24 protein-coding genes and 1 pseudogene are annotated in these 20185 nt (G+C 37.4%); 22 read left to right on the forward strand and 3 right to left on the reverse strand.

The window, feature by feature from the left end:
- Positions 1-261 precede the first annotated feature (261 nt).
- Positions 262-537, reverse strand: a complete 276-nt coding sequence (locus D368_RS20225; RefSeq protein WP_486129263.1) for a hypothetical protein — start codon at positions 535-537, stop codon at positions 262-264.
- A 3-nt stretch (positions 538-540) separates the two neighbouring features.
- Between D368_RS20225 and D368_RS20230 the strand changes: the two genes are divergently transcribed.
- The 17 genes and pseudogenes from D368_RS20230 to D368_RS13930 form a co-directional block, all read left to right on the forward strand.
- Positions 541-744 carry a thiazolylpeptide-type bacteriocin gene (locus D368_RS20230; RefSeq protein WP_076983281.1) on the forward strand — a complete coding sequence of 68 codons (204 nt, stop codon included), beginning with the start codon at positions 541-543 and terminating at the stop codon, positions 742-744.
- Positions 745-828: 84 nt separating this feature from the next.
- Positions 829-2406, forward strand: coding sequence for a lantibiotic dehydratase (locus D368_RS13855; protein ID WP_486129264.1), 1578 nt, complete (start codon positions 829-831; stop codon positions 2404-2406).
- A gap of 1088 nt (positions 2407-3494) precedes the next feature.
- Entirely contained in the window at positions 3495-3989 is a 495-nt protein-coding gene (locus D368_RS13860) for a hypothetical protein (RefSeq protein WP_128574893.1), read from the forward strand.
- A gap of 2 nt (positions 3990-3991) precedes the next feature.
- The gene (locus tag D368_RS13865; protein WP_128574894.1) at positions 3992-4414 is read left to right on the forward strand and encodes a hypothetical protein; all 423 of its coding nucleotides are present in this window, start codon (positions 3992-3994) and stop codon (positions 4412-4414) included.
- Positions 4414-4947 carry a hypothetical protein gene (locus D368_RS13870; protein WP_128574895.1) on the forward strand — a complete coding sequence of 178 codons (534 nt, stop codon included), beginning with the start codon at positions 4414-4416 and terminating at the stop codon, positions 4945-4947. Before D368_RS13865 ends, D368_RS13870 begins: the two co-directional genes overlap by 1 nt.
- 110 nt (positions 4948-5057) lie before the next feature.
- The gene (locus D368_RS13875; protein WP_128574896.1) at positions 5058-5936 is read left to right on the forward strand and encodes a hypothetical protein; all 879 of its coding nucleotides are present in this window, start codon (positions 5058-5060) and stop codon (positions 5934-5936) included.
- A gap of 484 nt (positions 5937-6420) precedes the next feature.
- Entirely contained in the window at positions 6421-7278 is an 858-nt protein-coding gene (locus D368_RS13880) for a YcaO-like family protein (protein WP_128574897.1), read from the forward strand.
- Positions 7262-7624, forward strand: coding sequence for a YcaO-like family protein (locus D368_RS13885; RefSeq protein WP_128574898.1), 363 nt, complete (start codon positions 7262-7264; stop codon positions 7622-7624). Before D368_RS13880 ends, D368_RS13885 begins: the two co-directional genes overlap by 17 nt.
- On the forward strand, positions 7621-8499 hold the full coding sequence (locus D368_RS13890; protein WP_128574899.1) for a nitroreductase family protein: 879 nt from the start codon (positions 7621-7623) through the stop codon (positions 8497-8499). Before D368_RS13885 ends, D368_RS13890 begins: the two co-directional genes overlap by 4 nt.
- Positions 8496-8933 carry a hypothetical protein gene (locus D368_RS13895; protein WP_128574900.1) on the forward strand — a complete coding sequence of 146 codons (438 nt, stop codon included), beginning with the start codon at positions 8496-8498 and terminating at the stop codon, positions 8931-8933. The genes D368_RS13890 and D368_RS13895 overlap by 4 nt, the downstream gene beginning before the upstream one ends.
- The gene (locus tag D368_RS13900; protein ID WP_128574901.1) at positions 8930-9772 is read left to right on the forward strand and encodes a thiopeptide-type bacteriocin biosynthesis protein; all 843 of its coding nucleotides are present in this window, start codon (positions 8930-8932) and stop codon (positions 9770-9772) included. Before D368_RS13895 ends, D368_RS13900 begins: the two co-directional genes overlap by 4 nt.
- An 18-nt stretch (positions 9773-9790) precedes the next feature.
- A complete protein-coding gene (locus D368_RS13905; RefSeq protein ID WP_128574902.1) occupies positions 9791-10048 on the forward strand; it encodes a hypothetical protein in 258 nt (85 codons plus the stop codon).
- A gap of 8 nt (positions 10049-10056) precedes the next feature.
- Positions 10057-10344, forward strand: a complete 288-nt coding sequence (locus D368_RS13910; RefSeq protein ID WP_128574903.1) for a nitroreductase family protein — start codon at positions 10057-10059, stop codon at positions 10342-10344.
- Positions 10338-10559, forward strand: coding sequence for a nitroreductase family protein (locus tag D368_RS13915; RefSeq protein WP_486129265.1), 222 nt, complete (start codon positions 10338-10340; stop codon positions 10557-10559). The genes D368_RS13910 and D368_RS13915 overlap by 7 nt, the downstream gene beginning before the upstream one ends.
- 5 nt (positions 10560-10564) lie before the next feature.
- Entirely contained in the window at positions 10565-11584 is a 1020-nt protein-coding gene (locus D368_RS13920) for a hypothetical protein (RefSeq protein WP_128574905.1), read from the forward strand.
- The gene (locus D368_RS13925) at positions 11581-12312 is read left to right on the forward strand and encodes an ABC transporter ATP-binding protein (RefSeq protein WP_065180931.1); all 732 of its coding nucleotides are present in this window, start codon (positions 11581-11583) and stop codon (positions 12310-12312) included. The genes D368_RS13920 and D368_RS13925 overlap by 4 nt, the downstream gene beginning before the upstream one ends.
- A 193-nt stretch (positions 12313-12505) precedes the next feature.
- Positions 12506-13042, forward strand: a pseudogene (locus D368_RS13930) (ABC transporter permease); the annotation flags it as partial.
- Positions 13043-13534: 492 nt separating this feature from the next.
- Here the strand turns inward: D368_RS13930 and D368_RS13935 are convergent.
- A complete protein-coding gene (locus D368_RS13935) occupies positions 13535-15067 on the reverse strand; it encodes an MDR family MFS transporter (protein ID WP_045206666.1) in 1533 nt (510 codons plus the stop codon).
- Between the two features lie 114 nt (positions 15068-15181).
- Between D368_RS13935 and D368_RS13940 the strand changes: the two genes are divergently transcribed.
- From D368_RS13940 to D368_RS13950, 3 genes are all read left to right on the forward strand, one after another.
- On the forward strand, positions 15182-15643 hold the full coding sequence (locus D368_RS13940) for a MarR family transcriptional regulator (protein WP_003156626.1): 462 nt from the start codon (positions 15182-15184) through the stop codon (positions 15641-15643).
- A 63-nt stretch (positions 15644-15706) separates the two neighbouring features.
- The gene (locus D368_RS13945; protein WP_007409057.1) at positions 15707-16336 is read left to right on the forward strand and encodes a LysE family translocator; all 630 of its coding nucleotides are present in this window, start codon (positions 15707-15709) and stop codon (positions 16334-16336) included.
- Positions 16337-16400: 64 nt separating this feature from the next.
- Positions 16401-17162 (forward strand): YqcI/YcgG family protein, encoded by a 762-nt coding sequence (locus D368_RS13950; protein ID WP_128574906.1) that lies wholly within the window; start codon positions 16401-16403, stop codon positions 17160-17162.
- Between the two features lies 1 nt (position 17163).
- Here D368_RS13950 and D368_RS13955 read toward each other — a convergent pair whose 3' ends face one another.
- Positions 17164-18492 (reverse strand): amino acid permease, encoded by a 1329-nt coding sequence (locus D368_RS13955; protein ID WP_007409059.1) that lies wholly within the window; start codon positions 18490-18492, stop codon positions 17164-17166.
- Between the two features lie 124 nt (positions 18493-18616).
- Here D368_RS13955 and D368_RS13960 point away from each other — a divergent pair, with 124 nt between their 5' ends.
- Together D368_RS13960 and nadE are read left to right on the forward strand one after the other, a co-directional pair.
- Positions 18617-19213, forward strand: a complete 597-nt coding sequence (locus D368_RS13960; RefSeq protein ID WP_011996295.1) for a DUF1989 domain-containing protein — start codon at positions 18617-18619, stop codon at positions 19211-19213.
- 134 nt (positions 19214-19347) lie between these two features.
- Complete coding sequence (gene nadE, locus D368_RS13965; RefSeq protein WP_128574907.1) at positions 19348-20166, forward strand: ammonia-dependent NAD(+) synthetase; 819 nt, start codon at positions 19348-19350, stop codon at positions 20164-20166.
- Positions 20167-20185: the final 19 nt, after the last annotated feature.

The following is a 20185-nucleotide window of genomic DNA, read 5'->3' on the forward strand; positions in this document are numbered from 1 at the left end:
AATAAAGTGAGGACAATAGATTCAATATAAATAGGATAATTTTGATATAATTCTTGACTGGGATAAGTTCAACTGATATTTTAGATTATAACAACATGAAAATAATTGAAATAAATCAAATAAAGTGTATACATACCCAATATTTCCTTTTTAACTTCTTGATGTTCTGTATTGTGAAGATGAAAAAGATAACTATACTTATTCACATTCTAGGAGGTGATGTGATAAATTAATACGATTATTATATCGAACATCACAGATTTATACATAAGCACAATTAAAAAGAAGGGGAGAATATGGAAAAAATGATGAACCAAACTGTAAAGGAAAAGAAGATTCTTTAGACTTAACATCTATTTTAAATGAAATTGAATCAATTGATATTATGGAAGTTTCAGAATCCATGCTGCTTTCTGAAACAGGTGCAACAAGCGGATCAAGTTCCTCAAGCAGTACATCATGCTGCGGTTCTTGTTCGTGTGCTAGCTGCGGTGCTTGTACAAGCTGCGGATAAGTAAATTGTAGGGTGGTGTCCAAAGTTTGAAAACCAAATTAAACGAGCAAAACTCATTAGACCTAACATCTATTCTAAATGAGATAGAATCAATTGATATTATGGAAGTTTCAGAATCCATGTTGCTTTCTGAAACAGGTGCAACAAGCGGATCAAGTTCCTCAAGCAGTACATCATGCTGCGGTTCTTGTTCATGTGCGAGTTGCGGTGGTTGTACAAGTTGCGGATAAATAAAATGAGACAAGGGCGAGATCATTCTCGTCCCAGTTCTCTTTTTTGTGATATAAAATTTAATGACGGGGATGGAGAATAAGATGCATGCTTTTCCGTGGTATATCATTAGAAAGAATCCTATATCCGTTGAAGACTTTTCAGGTTTCCGCGATATAAGATGGATAAAACAAATAGAGAAATTTAAAATGGAAGAATCAAGATATGAGCAAGAAAAACAAGATACCATCAAAAGATTGGAGCAAATGTTCAAGAGAGACAAAAAAAACGAAATTATTAATGTGAAACGAAAAGTATACAATAATAAAATCATCAATCCTGATCAATATTCTGAGAGTATCTTAATTGCAGCAAAGGATTATTTATTTAGAAAACAACAATTGAGAGATGCTGAAATTAAGCTAACTGCATTTTATGATGAAAAGCATATGAGCGATCGCAAGTTAATGCAACGATTAATCAGTAATAATCATGAATTGACCAACCCACTCCCTCTTGTCAACTTGAATTTCTTCCATAAAGTAAATAAGTTTTTAGAAATAGATGTAAAGGAACACACAGCAAATATAAGGAAGGTTGATTATCAGTTAAGCAGAATCATATCAAGAGCGGCTTTGAAAACAAGTCCTTTTAGTTCTTTTACAAGTATAGAAATAAAAAAATTCAATGAAACACATACAAATAAACGCAAAACAAAGGCTTATCACACGGAGATCAATTTTTTTCTCTTTCAGAAAATATTACATATACTTTCTATGGATAAAGAATATGCAAGAAACTTTCGTTATAAAATGTCGTCCTTCTATGAAAAAAATGATCATTTAATATTTATTCCGCAAATAGACTTGAACCGAGGTAAAGTCTTTAATAATGTTGAGAAAGAGTTCTCGGTAAAAAATAATATAATGTTCAGAGAAATAATTCAAACTTTTCGTACCAACGAAACTTTGTCTTACGAAGAATTAACGGGTATTTTAAAACATTATATGGATAATAAGACAGTTGAATCATTTATTACTAATGGGCTGCTGAAAAAAGGTTTGCTGTTTGCAGATGTACAAACTGATGAATACTCCGAAAATGTGATAGAAGATTTTATTAGAAAATTAGAAAAGTTACCGAATAACTCCGGAAAAACGGAAACAATCATAAATATTGTACAAGAAGTGTATCAAAAAACGAGGGAGTATGAAACTCAATTCATACAGAACCGTTTTAAAATAATGAGAGAACTAAAAGAAATTATCTCGAAACTGGAAAATGTACTAAGATATCCTATAGCAAGTGAAGTAATATTTTATGAAGACTATATTATCAATGGATCTAATGATTCTTTTAATATAGAGCAGAATAATTTAGAAGAAATAAATATCCTTCAAAAGCTAGCATTAATGATTAATATTCCTATTCAAGTCCAATTTGAATTTGCTGAGGTTTTTAATAAGGAGTATTCTGATAGAGAAATTCCAGTTAATTCCCTGGAACTGAAAGAAATATTTATGAGTGTAATTAAAAACTTCAGAAATTGGTCAGATTTACTTGCCCCAATTTCAAATTTGAAGTCAAAAAAAGCACTTGAAATGGAAGCGTTGAAAAAAGAAATAAAAAACCATTTTTTTATTTCAGAAATCGAGAAAAATAAAAGAAATAAACATAGATAGACAACTAATAGAAGACTGGTATAAAACATTCAAAACAATTTTTACGGAAAAAGAACTTATTCTTCTACAGCTCTCATACAAAAAAGTGGCAGTTATTATGTCTTAAATAAGCTGTATGCAGGAAGTCTGAGACTCTTTAGCCGTTTTTTTGAATATTTTCCGGAGATTTATGAAGATCCGGATTTTAGAGACTACACAGGACGGATATTTCCAAAAAATACAATAGAAATCAGAGAAGGATACGGGTTTAATGCGAATCGCCATAGAAAACTTATTCCAAATCGTTTGATACTTCCGAATAGCCGGGGAAGCGATGATGATATCAACAAAATTTCAATTGATAATTTGTACTTTAAATATAATAAACAGACAGAGCTTGTAGAGATTTTTTCAGGTGTTAACAATAAGAAAGTAGAAATTGAATGTCTAGGGAGCTTAGTGGATTATATGCTCCCAAATTCAGTGCGGATGCTTTTAAGTTCAGTTGTCCCTCGCTTAGATACTGACTTTATTAATTTATGGGAACATGAAGGTTCTGAGGATTCTTTTGTTATAGATCATATACCATCTATTAGATTGGGAGATATTATAATTTCCAGGGAGAAATGGCTTGTAAACACAGCTTTCTTTAAAAGAAGTTTAAGTGCAGCTAAAGATGCAAAAAAATCTCTCTGAATTTTTTATTAAGCATGGTCTTCCTATGGAGTTTTTCGCAAAAAAATACCTGGGCGAGGAAAATTATCAACATGCTACAGCAAAAAAACGGATATGAAACCGCAATATTTTAATTTATACTCTCCTATTTTTATTAAAGATTTTAAAAAGTTTTTAGAAAGTAACAGGATGATTATAATAGAAGAAATTAAACCGATACCTCAAAATAGAGGTTTTAATAAAGAATATCAGATAGAAGTTTTGCTGGAGGATGAATAATTGGCTGATTATATAGAAGTAAAAGCATTTTTCTTTGGAAATGAGGCCGAAAAAGAACAAGTATATCTTAATTTTATTTTACCGTTTTTTCACCGATCCTTGGTCGTTTTCATGCAGAGCGGGGATGGACCGGAGGACCGCACTTTCGAATTATATTGTCAAAAAGTGATACAAGTATAATTGAAACATTTCCAAGTGAATTTAAGCGATACTGCACAACACATTTCCCTGAATTAACAAAAGTTGAGATAGAAACCAATTTGTCCCCTTATTTGACTCATCAAGATATTATACCGAATATGGAAAGAAGAGAAAGCATTCCAATTTTGATTGAGAATCATTTAAGCGTTCTAATAGGACCTTACAATGAAGAATATATGTATAATACTTTTAATTCTTACGCTCATTTTGTAGCGCATACCAGAGCCCTTTTTATGATGCAAGAGTTTATTTCTGTTAATATTTATAAATTCAAAGAAATAAGCCCGGAAACACAGCTCAAAACTTTGACAAGAATGCTTTATGATGTTTTAGCATTTTCCAGTTATACGGACAAATTCTCTGTGCTGGTTTATGTTTCAAATACGGAAGGCGTTTTTTCAATAGCTGATAGTCTAAATAAAAAAGGTCATTTGAAGACTCATTCTTAAAAATGTACAAAGCTTTAGAAATCCCTGCCTATTTTACAAATCAATCATACAATCTATCTATCGGTTCAAGCTGGTTTGATACTGTTTCAAAAATCGTAGATTATACAAAAAAAAATTTAGATGCTTTGACAGATTCAGAAGATGGATTTTATTCGATTGAAAAACAGAAAGAAGATTTAGTAAAGAATATTGAAAGTATTGATAGCCCTTTTCATAAGAATCTCTTAAATCAAATTGATTCATTACTTAATCATAATGAGCATAAAATGTTCAAGTTTTTAATCAATATCATTTATAAGTCAGTTCATATGTTGGGGTTTACTTTTGTTAAGAAAAATTTTGCTTGCTTTGCTGTGTCCAAATATGTATTAGATAAGCATCATACAACATGGGAAGAGATTTTAAAAGAAAGAGAGCGAGTATAATGATATTAAAAACGCGTTCGAATTTTTCTATCATGCGTATAGATCAATCGATTCTCATAAAGAAAATAAATGGACAGCACCAAGCTGTTTTGTCAGATGAAGACTATAAAACTTTTATTGACATATTGGCGGAATACCGTAATCCAAAGATGTTATCTTTAGTCAACCAAAGCAATGACTATTTGAAACTGTTTAAGTTTGCTCTCAAGAGCGGTTTGCTCATAGAAGTGAAGGGAAAAGCAAATCACCTTACAACGTTAATTACACAGAATATTGAGAACCGTTTTGAAGATTTTGAAACAATTTTAGAAGATTTAGATGAGAGATCTATAGAATTGAAAGGTGCACCAGAACAGGTTATTTCTTTTTTTATGAATAATGGGATTCTTGATGATGAACGTGAGCAAAAATCCATAATTTATTTTAATGATAATATTAGAGAAGCTCCCCTAAAAAGTATATGTATAGAAATAAATGAAAGCGGGCGCAGTTTTCTGTTTAAGAAAAAAGTAAGGAGCAATATGATTTCTTAAAAAGATATGCTAATCAATATCCAAAAGCAGATGGTGAACTTGCCAGAAGAATTTTACCTTTTTTAGTATACGTTTATGTCACCTCTGATCTATATGAGAGTGAACGCCAGGTGCAAGATACTTTGTTACTTGAGGATGGAACAATAATTTCGATTCCTGAAAAGGATATTACCGGAGTAATTGAAAATTATGAGCGAAAGTTACCAAATGTGAATGATGATGAATTAACCATTATTCAAAAACTTGAATCTGCTTTTGTAAACTGCCCGTTGTTTAAGTGTGAGTTTAACTCAACTGAGACATCCAGAATAAATCAATTTATGGCAGCTCATTATCAAATTGATATTAACAATGATTTTAAATATATGAGTACACATATTAATTATAAAAAAGCTGCATTACATACTTTAATGCACAGCATAGAAAAATTCTTAACTTACGAATCTGAGAGAAATAAAGAAAATACTTTATGGATAGCAGATCTTGATAAAGATCGTTTTTATATAAGAGGGATTGCCTCATTTATAAAGAAAGAAAGCTCCATTCATCTTATTGAACGAATTGATATTACAGCAAAAAAATTGCTTCAAACGATTTATCATATGACTGAAATTAAAGAAGTATTAATTGGAATCGACTATTTGTTTAAAAAGGATGTCGGCATTGTTTATCTCATTGATGAAGATCATTATATCCTTTATAAAAGCGAAGTAACGACAGATTTTAATGAATCAATAATCCGGGGATTAACAGAGATCATAAGCAACAAGGCAAATGGTCTGCTTAAAAAAGGTGAATCGGTTGAATTATCCAGCTTTCAAGTCCGAGATATCGGTCGGAAAAGACCAAACTCACTAATACTGGCTGAGATGCTTGAAGTTTTTTCCGATTATGATATTAAAGAAAAACCATGGATATACCAACCACTATTTGAGTCCAGTAATTTATTAATAGGAAGTTTTCAATTAACCGGGGAGAATTTAGAATGATGTACTCTATAAATAAAGATTACCAAAAAGTTAAAAAGAAGATATTTATGGTAAAGTTAACTATTATGAAACTTCTTCTTATGTTTTTATCGGTCCGTATGTAAATGATATAGAAGATCCATGCTTTAACTGCTTTAAAGAAGCGGTTAAAGCAAATGGGAGCAGATATTATTGGTGCATAGAGCAGGAACGAACTGAGTTAACTAGCTTTAATCTATTTGCGGATGATGATAAATGTACGGAAGAATTAAGGGGCGCAGTACTAATTTTTAATAAAAATACAGGAAGCATTAAAAAGAAAGAAATTTACAAAAATGCTTTTTGTGAAAATTGCAGTTCTGATTTCTTTGAGAACAAAAGACTGAAAGATAATCATAATGAAAAATTAAATAAAGAGGGTAGAGTCATTTCATTTACTAATGTTATTAATAAGCTGAAGAAGCATGAAAAACTCTTAATTGATCAGGATACAGGAATAGGCAGAATGCTGTTCAGAGATGCAGAATCAGATGTTATACCTATGTATGGTATTGAAGCGTATATCGGACAAAGGCAATATCATTCATATGGCCGGGCAGAGAGTCTAAGTGCCTCTAAGTATTCCGCAATACTTGAAATGATTGAGCGCCATGCGAGTATGATTCCCCAATTCACTAAACCGCTGCGTGCTTCTTATCATCAACTGAAGCAAAAGAAAATGGATGTAATTAATCCTGAATCTTTTATTTTGCATAAGAGTGTTGAAGGAGAACATTTATATTCTCATGATAAGGAAATTTATTGGACAGCGTGCCGACGTTTAGATAACAATAAAGAAGTTTTAATTCCAGAGCAGTTAATTTATTTTGATAACCAAATCATACGTGGAGAAAATCGATTTATATATGAGACATCAAATGGGGCAGCTCTTGGGAACAGTATGAAAGAAGCAGTTATGTACGGATTGTTTGAGGTAATTGAACGAGATTGTTTTTTGGTTCATTGGTATTGCAAAAAAATACCTAAAAGAATAGACGTTTCATCATCAAAAAATTTACAAATCAAACTTGTTTTAAAACAACTTGACGATTTGGGCTATGACGTGCACCTTTTTGATATTACTCTTGAAACTGATATCCCCGCTGTATGGGTTCTTGCAGTAAACCGTAAGGATGGTGCAAATTTAAAGTATTACAATGCAGCAGGAGCTCACTATAATCCAGAAAAAGCTATTTTTTCTGGTTTAGTAGAGGTAGCCACATCTGCTTTAATTTATGAAAAAAAACTTGATAATGAGAAATCCCATTTAAATTACTTAATACAAAATCCAAGTGGCGTAAAAAAAGATGGAGGACCATGTTAATTATTATTCCTTTGAAGAAAATGGTAAAGCTTTTGATTTTCTTCTGAATAATCTGGAGCAAATGGAGCTAATAGAAGTGCATAAAATGACTCCAGCATTTCCATTTACGTATGATGCACTTAAAAGAGCGGTATTAGATAAGCACCCTGATATTTACATAGCTGATTTAACTCATTATTTAACTGAAAAATTAGATTTTCACACTGTGAAAATTCTTATCCCAAGTTTGCAGCCGATGACTTTTGGACTTCAAAATGAGCGTCTGAATTTGGAAAGACTTAAGCAATATTGCGAAGATCTATCGCTTTTAAAAAATAAGGAAAGAGAGCCGCATCCATTCCCATGAGTATTACTCTTAATGACCTTACTTTTAATAGATATGAAAAGAACCGTAAATCTTTGTCTTTTCAATTTGTTTCACCAAGAGGCACTTCATTTAAATATGAAAAGGACCAGAAAAGAAACTCTCATCAAAATAGACCTTTCCGAAAACTGGCCCTATTTGTTGAAGAGTTGTTTCGATTTCAGAGTTATGAATACCAAAGTCCTTACTCATTTCATAAATATGCCCCCTCAGCTAGAGGAATCTATTGTTTATACCCTTATGTCATCTGTATGGGATATGTATGGCTTTATGATGCTCCGGACCATAGATGGGTGTGTATTGGATATGTCCCTTCTAAAGTTCAAGCTGTCGAGATTATCATCTCTTGTGATTTCTGGAGGTTATGCTCTGTTTATGGAAGTTTTGGGCTTGCACTAGGATTGTTAGAACTTGGACATATGACAGCAGATATTAAAATGGATTCCGAAGATCATGGTTTTCCTGTTAAAAAGGTTGGTTACATGTTTAACCGTTGGTATTATTCAAAAATACTGAAGGCTCCTGAAGATATTCTTCTTGGATGTCTAATAGAGTTTGAGCAGTCAAAGCCGATTGATCAGCCTGACGTACGCCACAATATTTATAAGTATAAAAAGACTTATAACTATCAAAAAGAACTTCTTCAAATTGGCATTATGGACTACATAAACGCTTTGACTAAAATGGACGAAAGTTTTAAAATAATGATTGGTTTTACGAGGAGTCTTCAAAAGGTAATAAAGCTCACAGACATTCAGGTAACCATGTATTTGGCTTACTGGATATTAGCTCTGCTTATTGTAACAAGACTTTTTTATCACTTGTTTTATTTTTGCAAAATACTAAAGGAAGAATGAATAGGTCTAATCAGTTTTCAATTTATATTGCTGTTCAGAATATAGAAGATTGGAACAAAGGTATTTATTCTATAACTGAAAACGGGTGCAAATTAATATCATCTGATTTTGAAATAAAAAAATTCTTTTATGATACATACGATTTCTTTGAAATAGAAAGATCTCCTTTCACACTATTTGTTACATATACTGGTGACGGAGAAACAAATCAAGAAAGTATATATTATGCACATGTGGGAGCAGCTGGCCTTATTCAGTATGTTGCTAGGTATATGGCAGATGGGAAGGCTTATACAAGGCCCATTAAAAATATAAATGATTTATACTGCCACGCGAAATTTAAAACCGAACCTAATGAACAGGTCATTTATGCTATGCTTTTCGGTTACAACAATACAGGTATAAGGAAAGTTGAAGGGAGAGATTTCGTATGAATTGGCACTCTTACCATCTGTTTATTCATGATCAAGCATGTCATGATCTTTTTCTGAAAGAGTATTTAAAAAAGTTTTTAGACAAGGAAAAGGGCTTAATAAGTAAATTTTTTTTTATAAGATATTGGCAAGGAGGGCCGCATATTAGGTTTCGGTTTCAAAGCCACAATCCTGAGAAGGTACTAAGAAAATTAAAAATTGTATTTGCTGATTTTTTAAAAAACTATAACCCTTCCTATAGGTTAAAAAAAGAACAATATTATCAAAATCATACATTTGACGGAGAGCTGCCTGATGAAGAGGATATGTATTGGGTGGAAGATGGTCAGATAGTTTCTATCCCTTACAAGCCTGAGTACGAAAGATACGGAGGCTTTGATATTATGGAGGTTTCTGAGACAATTTTTCATCATTCAAGCCAATTAGCCTTGCAGGTTATTGAACAAATAAATGATCCTAATGTGTTAACAAAGATTATCTTGGCTTGTGATTTTTTTATGTTGGCAGAAAGTCAGTTAGCATATAGCCAGCGCAAGATATTAAATGAAAGATATCATTCGTTTTGGCTGCACTTTGCAGGTGAAAGTGAAACACCCATTGAAGAGAACCTTTCAAAAATAAAAAATGCATATAAAGCGAGGGTAAAAAAAACAGCCCCATTAGATCTCGATATATACCATACCTTTAAAAAAGTTTTAGAGGAACAGATTCGACATGCTACAGCCATAAAACCAGATGTAAATATAAATCAGTTGATTTTTTCACATATTCATATGTATAACAATCGTATTGGGTTGCCACCTTATTATGAAAATCAGATTCCTGTGATTATTTCATAGACTGGAGTGATGTAAAAAATGAAATGGAACTTCAATCAATCAATTACTTATGAAAATACACTTTACAGAAAATATCATCTGCAATCAAACCATGCCCCCCATATTCAGATGATAAATGCTCCAAGAAGGGAATATGCTATTCATTCCTTAGACAGTGTAGGTGCAAAAGTGAAATATAAGTTAAAAAGTATAGAGAATTTGCCTTCTTTAGAAGTGGAATTATCAGAAGTGCTAAAAAAAGAAGATCTTCCTGGGTATTTTCTGAACTGGATTTAACTTTTGAAATGTTAGAGCAGTTATTGACATATAGCTTTGGTATTAGTAATATTAGGGAAAAAAAGCGGACATATCCCTCCGGTGGTCAATTTTACCCCATAGAGGTCTATTTTGTGCCGACAGCAAGAAGTGTAGATAGCAATTTGTTAGAGGAGAAAGTGTATAAATATAACATAGATCATCAAGAGATTGTGGAAATCTGCGATTTTAATATTGATGATTTAAAAGCTTTTAGTGCATCTACTGATGTGGGTTTTTTTCTATTGATGGATGTCAAATTGTTTTATTTTTGGTAGCTGAAGACAAGGATATATTTGCGAAATATCTTGAGTTTACATATAGAATTATTCATTTAGATGCTGGGCATATGGCACAAAATTTTTTACTTACCAGCGCTGCTCTTGGACTTTCAAGCATTCCTATAGGAGGCTTTTATGAAAAAACAGTAAAACAAATACTCGGTTTAGATAATACGTCAAAAATGGTTATTTATACACTCTTAGGGGGATAATCTGTATGTCTGAGAAGCTCATAAAACTTAAAGAAAACTATCAAATCATACGAAATCCGCAAAATCCAAGTCAAGTATTTATTTATGATAAAAATAAAGAAATGGTTTTTTTGAAATTTAGCATGAGTTCATTGGAAAAATTAGAGAAAGTAGATTTTAATCGCTGGGGGCAGCATTTTCAATCACTTCAAATATTAAAATCCTCTATTGAAGGTAATATAATCATTTCATTATATAACAAATATCCAGATTTGTTTATCAGTAATAATAATAGCGAAGATTTAATGATTGATGCAAAAATACTGGAGAGCGAAAACATTATTAATTATAATCACTTTTATAGTACATATCAATTATCCAACCACCAATATGATTCATCTCGAATTTTTTTGTGGGGAGCATCCCAAACAAATTTACTTGTTTTTCATCAACTCATGAATCTCTCAATAGATGTCACACTTATTGTATCGTTAAAGGAAAAATTAACTCCATATGAAAATATTCTTTCAGGCAGAAGTCCATTTCAGCAAGTGCCGGACTTTATAAATAGTGTGAAAGACCATTATAACCTGGAAAACAAAAAAGCAAAGATTTTAATTTTTGAAAAAATATATGATTTTAAAACATTAGCAGGAAAAAACGTGATTCATATTGTTGACAACAAGATACTAGATAAATATGTTTTGCCAGAGCTATTTAATAGAATCGAATCCTCAAGAAATAAAGGTATTCTATATTATGGTTCTTATGAAAATGAGTTAGTGATCGGTCCCTTAGTATTCTCAGGTGAAACTGTTTCTTATTCCGATTTTCTTTTTAACTACGATAAAGAAACAAAGGCGCCATCTTCAGTTTTAAATTTCTTAGCTGCAGGAATGATTCAACGGGTTATCTCATATCTTAATGCTGATTCACTAAAGTATCTGTCTGAAGATGCTCAGCTTCCCTTAAATGCTGTATTTTGCATTGATAAGTTTTCTCTTAACTCTAGGATAATCCAATTAAAGAGAGAGGTTTTAAAATGAAAGTTATTACTCAAGGTTTGAACAAATCATATAAAGATAAAAAAGTTCTGCAGGATATTAGCTTCACTATTGAAAATAACGAGATTGTGGCAGTGTTAGGCCCTAATGGGGTTGGAAAAACAACCATGTTAGAAATTTTAATGACATTGAAAAAATACGATTCAGGTGATGTTCAAATATTAGGTCATAACTTACATAAAGAATCTAATATTCAAAAAGTGCGTTCAAAGATCGGAGTTGTTTTTCAGGAGGGAGGGATGTATGCATACCTAAAAACAAAAGAAGTGTTAGACTTATTCGCCTCGTTTTATGATATATCTAATGATAGAATCAATGAAGTTGTTAACTTATTCTCGCTTACAAAACATATGAATACAAAGTATGAGAAACTATCGGGAGGTTGGAAGAAAAGAGTTTTGTTAGCTACTGCATTTTTAAACCAGCCTGAATTACTTTTTCTGGACGAGCCTACAACGGGACTTGATCCTAAAGCGACAAAAGATTTATGGGATGCTATTAAGTTGGCGAAAAATAACGGAACAACAATCTTATTGTCTTCTCATTCTATGGAAGAAGTGGATATGTACGCAGACCGCTCCCTTATTCTAAAAGATGGCAAAATTGCAGAATTCGATTCTCCAACAGTGTTAAAAGAAAAGTATCAATGTACGTATTTTAAAGAAGTGTATTTTGCTATTTTAGAAAGGGAGTCTTCACATAATGGGTAAATCTTTATTTAAATTATGTAAATATGATTTTGTTGTTTTTTACGTGAACCTTTTTTCGCCTTACCAATTCTTATGCTGCCTGGGATTTTCTTTTTTGTCTTTATGTCTATTTTCAAAGAGCAGATTGGAGGAGCTGAAAACTTTGGTCCGTATATTCCAATTTACAGCTTATTAATCTCATTTCTCGTATTGTTTTTTTAATATTGGTCTTCAATATGTAACAGAAAAAGAAAGAGGAATTCATAAACGTTTAATTATGTCTTCTATTACAATATATCATGTAATTCTTACATATATTATTAGAGGAGTTCTTATCTCGTTAATTGGTTTTATTGAGATATTGCTTGTTGGTAAACTTGTTTTCCATACTATTTTGACAGATCATATGTTTTTATTCATTCTAACTTTCCTGATTGTAATCGGTATAACCTTGTTGTTTAGTTTATCTACTCATAATCTCTTTAAAAATTCAAGGCAAGTTCTTCCTTATACAATAGTCATGTTTCAATATGTCTTATTTGGATCCGGACTTATGTTTCCTATCGAGTCTGTTCCTGAATTTGTTAAGTATATTGTTTATATAAACCCATTTTATCACATGAAAAATTTGTTGTTATCTGTGTGGAATTGGCAACAGATAATCAACTGGCAAGGGATAGCATATTTGGTATTGGTTATTTTTGTATGTATATGCTTAATCTATATAAAATCGCGTTCTAAGGAATACTAAATTAAGGAATTGTGTATCGGCTGTTTTAGCGGCTTAAAATTCACACTATAAAAAAGCAGAATTGTTTAGAAGTATTATACTCCCCTTAGGCAGGCAGATGTTATCCTAATCTGCCTGCCTAAGGGGAGTATTTTCGATAACTATTATCTATAAATTCAAAGCCCGAAAAATTTGCTTAGTGGACATTATTCTCAATTAGAAATGATATACGAGTGTCTAATATCCAGTTCGTCAATGTCAGGAAAATTGATGAAAAAGGATAGTCATAAAGCAGCCATGAACGAATGGTTGCCCTATGACAAAGGGCAGTTCAACAATCTGCTTACTATAAGTTAATGAGCATTTCTTCCCTTATAAAGTTTAAGTATAGAAATGTTGAGTGCATAAGTAACCAGGCATTTAATGAACTCACCTATAAGTGGGTAAATACTATACTATTCCATCTCTACTTGACAGGGGATAATTAAGTTTCACTAAACCCGATCTTCTTCGTTAATTCGCTTTTTTCGCCATTTCCTGAGAGGTTTTTACTCTCGCTTTTCCCATAAACAAAATGGTAACGGCCGCAATGACGATCGGCGCCAGCGCAAGCGTAAATACATATGTGATGCTTTGCGACATGGCGTCAATAATGCGATCCAGAATGTGCGGCGGAATATGAGCGCGCGTGCCGGCCTGGAAAATGTCCTGCGGATTTCCGATGTTCTGCATCGCGCCGCCCGCTCCTTTCATGCCGCTGAATGAATCTGTGAGCTTGTTGGTAAACACATTCGTCTGGATGGTTCCGAAAATCGTCACACCGAGCGTCATACCGAATGATCTCAAAAACGAGTTTGTTGAGTTGGCGCTTCCGCGGTAACGCGGCTCCAGATCGTTCATGGACGCAGCCGGCAGCAGTGAGAAGTTGAAGCCGACGCCGAATCCTGAGATCAGCATGAATACCGTCAGCATCGTACGCGCCGTATCCGGTGTCATATTGGAAAGCAGCAGCATTCCGATAAAGAAAGCGACCACGGAAATCAGCATTAAATTGCGGAACCGCACTTTCGTCTGGAAAATTCCGCCGATCATACTTCCGATAACAGAACCGATCATCATCGGCGTCAAAATAAAGCCCGCGCTTGTCGCGGTGCTTCCGTACACAGCCTGAACGAAGATCGGGATAAACACCGCTAAAATGACGAACGTGGCTCCGTAAAGGAACGCCAGAATCTGTGCCGTAGCAAATAAACGGTTTTTAAACATCCAAAATGAGATAATCGGTTCTTCCGCTTTTCTTTCCACGATAAAAAAGGCGATAAAGAACACGGCGAACACAGCGAACAGACCGATGATCTGCACGGAGTTCCAATCATACGTTTTTCCGCCGAGCTCAAGAGCGAACATCAGACCGACAATGGAAACCACCAGCGTAATCGCGCCGGCCCAGTCGATTTTCTGCTTCTTATGTTCAAGGGATTCTTTATAGTAACGAAGAATGAAAAACAATGATAGAATACCGATCGGCACGTTGATATAAAACACCCAGTGCCAGCTGATGGAGTCGGTAATGAGCGCGCCTAAAAGCGGCCCGAGAACGCTGGACAGGCCGAAAACGGCACCGAACATGCCCGACATTTTTCCGCGTTTTTCCGGCGGAAATAAATCAAAAATGATCGTGAAGGCGATCGGCATCAGCGCGCCTCCGCCGATTCCCTGAATGACGCGGTAAATAATGAGCTGATCCATTGTTTGGGCGATTCCGCATAATGCAGATCCGATTAAGAAAAGAATAAGACCGAATAAAAAGAAACGCTTGCGTCCGTACATATCGGACAGTTTTCCGTAAATCGGCATACCGGCCATAACGGCTACCATGTATGATGCCGTCACCCACGCGAACTTATCGAAACTTCCGAGGTCCGCCACGATATTTCCCATCGCAGTGGCAACGATTGTATTATCCATAGCCGACATTAAAATGCCCAGCAAAAGACCGATGACGACAAACTTTGTCGAGGCGTCCTTCGCGGCTGTTTGTTCCATGCTTTTTTCCTCCCATACTTACTTTTGATCATTAAATTTGCTATGATCATATTAGATTTGCCGAAAATTATCTTGATCGTCAAGATAAATTGATTTTATAGGGAGGCCTGTCAGTTGTCAACAAGAAATACCAGAAGCGAGACGGAGGAAACCGCCATACAGTTATTCCGGAAGATGGCCACAAGGACGATCCTGTTTCATCAGGCGGCCGCTCAATCTCTCGGTCTGTTTCCGACCGATTTGAAATCAGCTGATATCTTAAATGAAGCAGGCCCGATGACCGCAGGCGAGCTCGGGAAAAAAACCGGCCTCAGCACAGGTTCGGTAACGGCGCTCATTGACCGGCTCGAAAAAGCGGGATATGTCATGAGGAAAAAAGACCCCGAAGACAAACGGCGGGTGATCATCGTGCCGCTGACAGCCGGAAAAGCGAATGTGAAGCAATTATTCAGCTCCTTATCCCAGTCCACGATCAGCCTTTGCCGGCAATATAAAGAAGAAGAACTGCGGCTGATATTCGATTTTTTAGGAAAAGCGACGGACATGATGGAAGACGAGCTTGAGAAATTAAAATAATGTATCATAGCACGGCCCATTCATGAATAACTTGTACAAGTTGCATGAATGAGGGGGAAGCCAATGAACATCTTTTTAAGCTACATCGTTCTCGGGCTGTCATTGTCAGCACCTGTCGGCCCGGTCAATGCGGCGCAAATTGACAAAGGCATCAAAAACGGCTTTTGGCATGCATGGATTTTCGGTCTCGGCGCCATGGCCGCGGACGGGCTGTATATGATTTTGATCTATTTCGGGCTGTCTCAATTTTTGACCGCTCCTTTTGTAAAAACGTTTTTGTGGCTCTTCGGTTTTTTCGTGCTGACCTACACGGGAGTCGAAACGTTAAAAAATATAAGGGAAGCCATGAATGTCAGAAGCGGAAAAGGAAAACCGGCTTTTTACAAAACTTTCGGCGCGGGGTTTTTTATTTCTCTTTCCAATCCGCTGAGCATTTTATTCTGGCTCGGCATATACGGGAGCATTCTCGCCAAAACCGCTGAATCCTTCGATGCAAATCAGCTTTTGATTTACAGCTCCGGCATTCTTCTCGGCATTTTGATCTGGGATTTCTGCATGGCGGTCGCCGCGAGCACTTTCAGAAATCTCCTTCATGAAAAAGCGCTCCGCTGGCTGACGGGAGCGGCGGGTGTGTCTTTGATCGTTTTCGGGTTTTATTTCGGATGGCAGGGGATTCAAATGCTCATCTCATAAATAGAAGAGTCACCCATCGCCTATCTCCGTCATAACGTATCATGACGATACTGGAGGTGGGCCGATGGCAAGCGGGCTGTACACAAAAAGTTGCCTTGAGGAAAAGTTATTGGATCTGCCAAATTGGCAGAGAATCGCTTTTGAGCTTCTATCAGAAAAAGTAGGCGATAAAGCGGATACGTTTCCGTGCATTCCCGGACGTCAGGGATTTTTGACAGATCAGCTCCGGATATCCTTTGCGGGTGATCCCCGCGAAGAGGGAACCCCGGAGGAAGTGGGGATGCTGCTGTCAGAGTACGGAAAGATCTCAAGGAATACCGGAAGATACGCGTCGCTGCTTGTGATTTTTGATACGCCTGAGGATTTAGCTGAGCATTATTCCGTTGAGGCGTATGAAGAGCTGTTCTGGTCTTTTTTAAACCGGCTGAGCGGCTGCGACCCGAAAGACTGGCCGGAAGACATGCCGGAAGACCCTGAACATTATAAATGGGAGTTCTGCTTTGACGGCGAACCGTATTTTATTCTGTGCGCGACGCCTGCGCATGAAGCGAGACAAAGCAGAAGCTTCCCGTTTTTTATGCTGGCGTTTCAGCCAAGATGGATTTTCGAAGGATTAAATGATTCAACCGCGTTCGGACGAAACATGAGCCGGCTGATCAGAAAACGCTTAGAGGCGTATGATGAAGCCCCTCTTCATCCCCGATTGGGGTGGTACGGAGGAAAAGACAATTTAGAATGGAAGCAATATTTCCTCCGTGATGATGAGACCCAAGTGTCAAAGTGTCCCTTTTCTTATTTGAAGAGACTGTTTAAACCGACGAAATAAGCTATGATCCGGCAGGGCTGTGTCCCTGCTTTTTTTGTACGATCCATGTCACGATCGCAATGACGGCGAGAAAACAAAGGCTGACCAGAAAACCGGGCCGGCTCGATTTCTCAAACAGCGTCCCGGAGACGGCCGCGACAATCAGCACAAGGGCGATAACAATCTGTACGGTTCCCATCTTTGTCGTTTCAAGCAGTTTCTTGCCCGAGAACAAAATGAACAGCCACGTATAAAGAAGCATCAGGCCCGCCGCGGTTGTCATGTGTTCATATATATTTTTCGGCAGCACCAATGACAGGATGATGGAGACGATGAGTCCGGCAAACGTCAATCCGAGCGCGGGCCAGCAGATTTTTTTGTTTTCCTTTAATCTGAAGCATTTCGGCGCATCCCCGTCATCGGCCATTGTACAAAGCAATGTCGTCACGGCAAACAGCGAGGCGACGAGCGTGGAAAATCCCGCAATAATAAAAATTCCGTTAAAAATATCAAGAATGATATCTAAATGAAAACCCTTCAGCGATGTAATAAACGGGCTGTCCTGTTCGGTGAATTTGCCCAGCGGCACTAACAGCAGCGCCAGGCCGAGAGAAATGACGTAAATTACCGCAAGAACGGCAAGCATCAGCCGGCCTGATTTAGAGGCTTCCTCCGGTTTTTTCAAATGCACGGTCATCAGCCCCAAGACTTCAATTCCTCCGAAGGCGTAAAACGCATAAATCAGTCCCGTCCATAACCCCATCGCTCCGTGCGGGAACAAATCCTTTGATTCGTTCGGCACCTGCACATCCGGTTTATGAGAAAATATACCGCACAGCGCCAATATGGCGATCACGATAAACATAAAAATCGCCGCCGTCTTGACAACAGCGAGCACATTTTCCGTTTTTTGAAAAACGGACAGCCCCGTAAATATAATCAAAAGACCGAGCACCGCATAGATGGAGGCGAAAATCCACAGCGGCACATTCGGAAACCAATGCTTCGTAAACAGCGAGATCGCTGTCAGCTGGCTTCCCGTGATCAGCATCTCGGACGACCAGTACACCCATCCGTTGCTGAAACCGGCCCAAGTGCCGAAAGCCTTTCTCGCATAGGCGCAAAAAGACCCCTTTTCGGGCTGTTTGGCCGAAAGCTTCGCGAGCTGCTCAAAGACAAAATAGGTGCCAAGCCCGGCAATAAGAAATGAGATCAGCGCGGAATATCCGCTTTTGACAATAGCGATGCTGGACCCGAGAAAAAAGCCCGTCCCGATTGTGCAGCCGACACCGATTAAGGAGAGCTGCCACCAAGCGAGATTTCCTTTAGGCTGGTCCTGTGATTTACCCATGAAGTTCAACCCCTTTATCAAAGCTTAGATTGCGGCCGTCAGAAGGGGAATATACATCCAATAAATTGCTTTACATGAAACAAACGGCCGGAGTTCATAATAGAAGAAAAAAAGGAGCAGTCTGATGACACAGCAATTTATCGTACCGCCGAAAAAAGGGCTTGGCCTGAAGGTTCACAAAGGGCAGATCATAAAAGTAGTCGATGTGGAAGGACAGCAGGTGGCTGATTTTACGGCGTATCATGCCAAGGACTTTTATGAGCATCTTGATCAGGGCGCGACGATTGATGCCAACCAGTCCATTCATGTAAAAACGGGTGACCATATTTATTCGAATTTATACAAGCCGATGCTGACGCTGATTGAGGATACAGTCGGCAAGCATGACCTGCTGCTTCCCGCCTGCCGTCCGGATATGAACAGGCTTTTATACGGAAAGCATAAAGATGAGCTCCAGGATACGTGCTATGACAATATGAGCGGGGCGCTTGAACCGTTCGGGGTGCCGCGGCCGCATATGCATTACCCATTTGCCATCTTTATGAACACGGTGCTCGATGAGAAGGGAAACTTATCAGTCGAAACGCCTCTTTCTGACGCGGGTGATTATGTACGGCTCCGTGCGGAAATGGATCTCGTCGTCGCGTTTTCATCCTGTCCGATCGAAAAAGGAAAATGCAACGGCGACAGCATCACGGCGCTGCGGGTGGAAATCAGCTGATCCCGGTGTATTTGATTCACTTAAAATCCGCACCTGTGCTATATTTAACAAAGAGTCGTACATAGTGGCATGATTCATTTTCAGCGTGAACGGGAAATGAATCATAAAGAAACAATGCAGGAGGAGTGATCGGGATGAGCATCCAGAAACAAATTATGAATGATCTCCATGTAAAACCCTCAATTGATCCGAAACAAGAAATTGAGGACAGAGTGAACTTTCTGAAACAATATTTGAAAAAAACAGGTGCCAAAGGCTTTGTGCTCGGCATCAGCGGGGGGCAGGATTCCACGCTTGCGGGACGCCTCGCCCAATTGGCGGCTGAAAGCATCAGAGAAGAAGGCGGAAACGCGGAATTTATCGCCGTCCGTCTTCCGCACGGCACACAGCAGGATGAGGATGACGCCCAATTGGCGCTCAAATTCATTAAGCCTGATAAATCATGGACATTTGATATTAAGGCCGCTGTCAGCGCGTTCGCTGATCAGTACAAAAAAGACACGGGCGATCAGCTGTCTGACTTTAACAAAGGAAATGTAAAAGCCAGAATGAGGATGATCGCTCAATATGCCATCGGCGGACAAGAGGGCCTGCTTGTCATCGGAACCGACCATGCGGCCGAGGCAGTGACCGGTTTCTTCACGAAATACGGTGACGGCGGAGCTGATCTGCTGCCGCTGACCGGATTAACGAAACGCCAGGGCAGACGTTTATTAGAAGAGCTCGGCGCGCCGGAACGCCTGTATTTGAAATTACCGACGGCCGATCTGCTTGATGAAAAACCGCAGCAGACGGATGAGACCGAACTCGGCATCACATACAATGACATTGATGATTATTTAGAAGGCAAGGACGTTTCTTCCGAAGTGATTGAGGCGCTGGAAAAACGCTACCTCAGTACGGAGCACAAGCGCCAGGTGCCGGCATCAATGTTTGATGATTGGTGGAAATAGAATGAAAAAAACCTCCCTT

It is taken from the genome of Paenibacillus lentimorbus NRRL B-30488 (assembly GCF_000411595.1).
Taxonomy (GTDB): domain Bacteria; phylum Bacillota; class Bacilli; order Bacillales; family Bacillaceae; genus Bacillus; species Bacillus velezensis.

Bases quoted from the DNA above. Each gene is read 5' to 3' on its own strand.
- D368_RS13855 (WP_486129264.1), top strand. From the start codon at position 829: ATGCATGCTTTTCCGTGGTATATCATTAGAAAGAATCCTATATCCGTT.
- D368_RS13865 (WP_128574894.1), top strand. From the start codon at position 3,992: ATGTACAAAGCTTTAGAAATCCCTGCCTATTTTACAAATCAATCATAC.
- nadE (WP_128574907.1), top strand. From the start codon at position 19,348: ATGAGCATCCAGAAACAAATTATGAATGATCTCCATGTAAAACCCTCA.
- D368_RS13920 (WP_128574905.1), top strand. From the start codon at position 10,565: ATGTCTGAGAAGCTCATAAAACTTAAAGAAAACTATCAAATCATACGA.
- D368_RS13935 (WP_045206666.1), bottom strand. From the start codon at position 15,067: ATGGAACAAACAGCCGCGAAGGACGCCTCGACAAAGTTTGTCGTCATC.
- D368_RS13945 (WP_007409057.1), top strand. From the start codon at position 15,707: ATGAACATCTTTTTAAGCTACATCGTTCTCGGGCTGTCATTGTCAGCA.
- D368_RS13955 (WP_007409059.1), bottom strand. From the start codon at position 18,492: ATGGGTAAATCACAGGACCAGCCTAAAGGAAATCTCGCTTGGTGGCAG.
- D368_RS13870 (WP_128574895.1), top strand. From the start codon at position 4,414: ATGATATTAAAAACGCGTTCGAATTTTTCTATCATGCGTATAGATCAA.
- D368_RS13900 (WP_128574901.1), top strand. From the start codon at position 8,930: ATGAATTGGCACTCTTACCATCTGTTTATTCATGATCAAGCATGTCAT.
- D368_RS13910 (WP_128574903.1), top strand. From the start codon at position 10,057: ATGTTAGAGCAGTTATTGACATATAGCTTTGGTATTAGTAATATTAGG.
- D368_RS13950 (WP_128574906.1), top strand. From the start codon at position 16,401: ATGGCAAGCGGGCTGTACACAAAAAGTTGCCTTGAGGAAAAGTTATTG.
- D368_RS13925 (WP_065180931.1), top strand. From the start codon at position 11,581: ATGAAAGTTATTACTCAAGGTTTGAACAAATCATATAAAGATAAAAAA.
- D368_RS13905 (WP_128574902.1), top strand. From the start codon at position 9,791: ATGAAATGGAACTTCAATCAATCAATTACTTATGAAAATACACTTTAC.
- D368_RS13890 (WP_128574899.1), top strand. From the start codon at position 7,621: ATGAGTATTACTCTTAATGACCTTACTTTTAATAGATATGAAAAGAAC.
- D368_RS13960 (WP_011996295.1), top strand. From the start codon at position 18,617: ATGACACAGCAATTTATCGTACCGCCGAAAAAAGGGCTTGGCCTGAAG.
- D368_RS13880 (WP_128574897.1), top strand. From the start codon at position 6,421: ATGCTGTTCAGAGATGCAGAATCAGATGTTATACCTATGTATGGTATT.
- D368_RS13895 (WP_128574900.1), top strand. From the start codon at position 8,496: ATGAATAGGTCTAATCAGTTTTCAATTTATATTGCTGTTCAGAATATA.
- D368_RS13885 (WP_128574898.1), top strand. From the start codon at position 7,262: ATGGAGGACCATGTTAATTATTATTCCTTTGAAGAAAATGGTAAAGCT.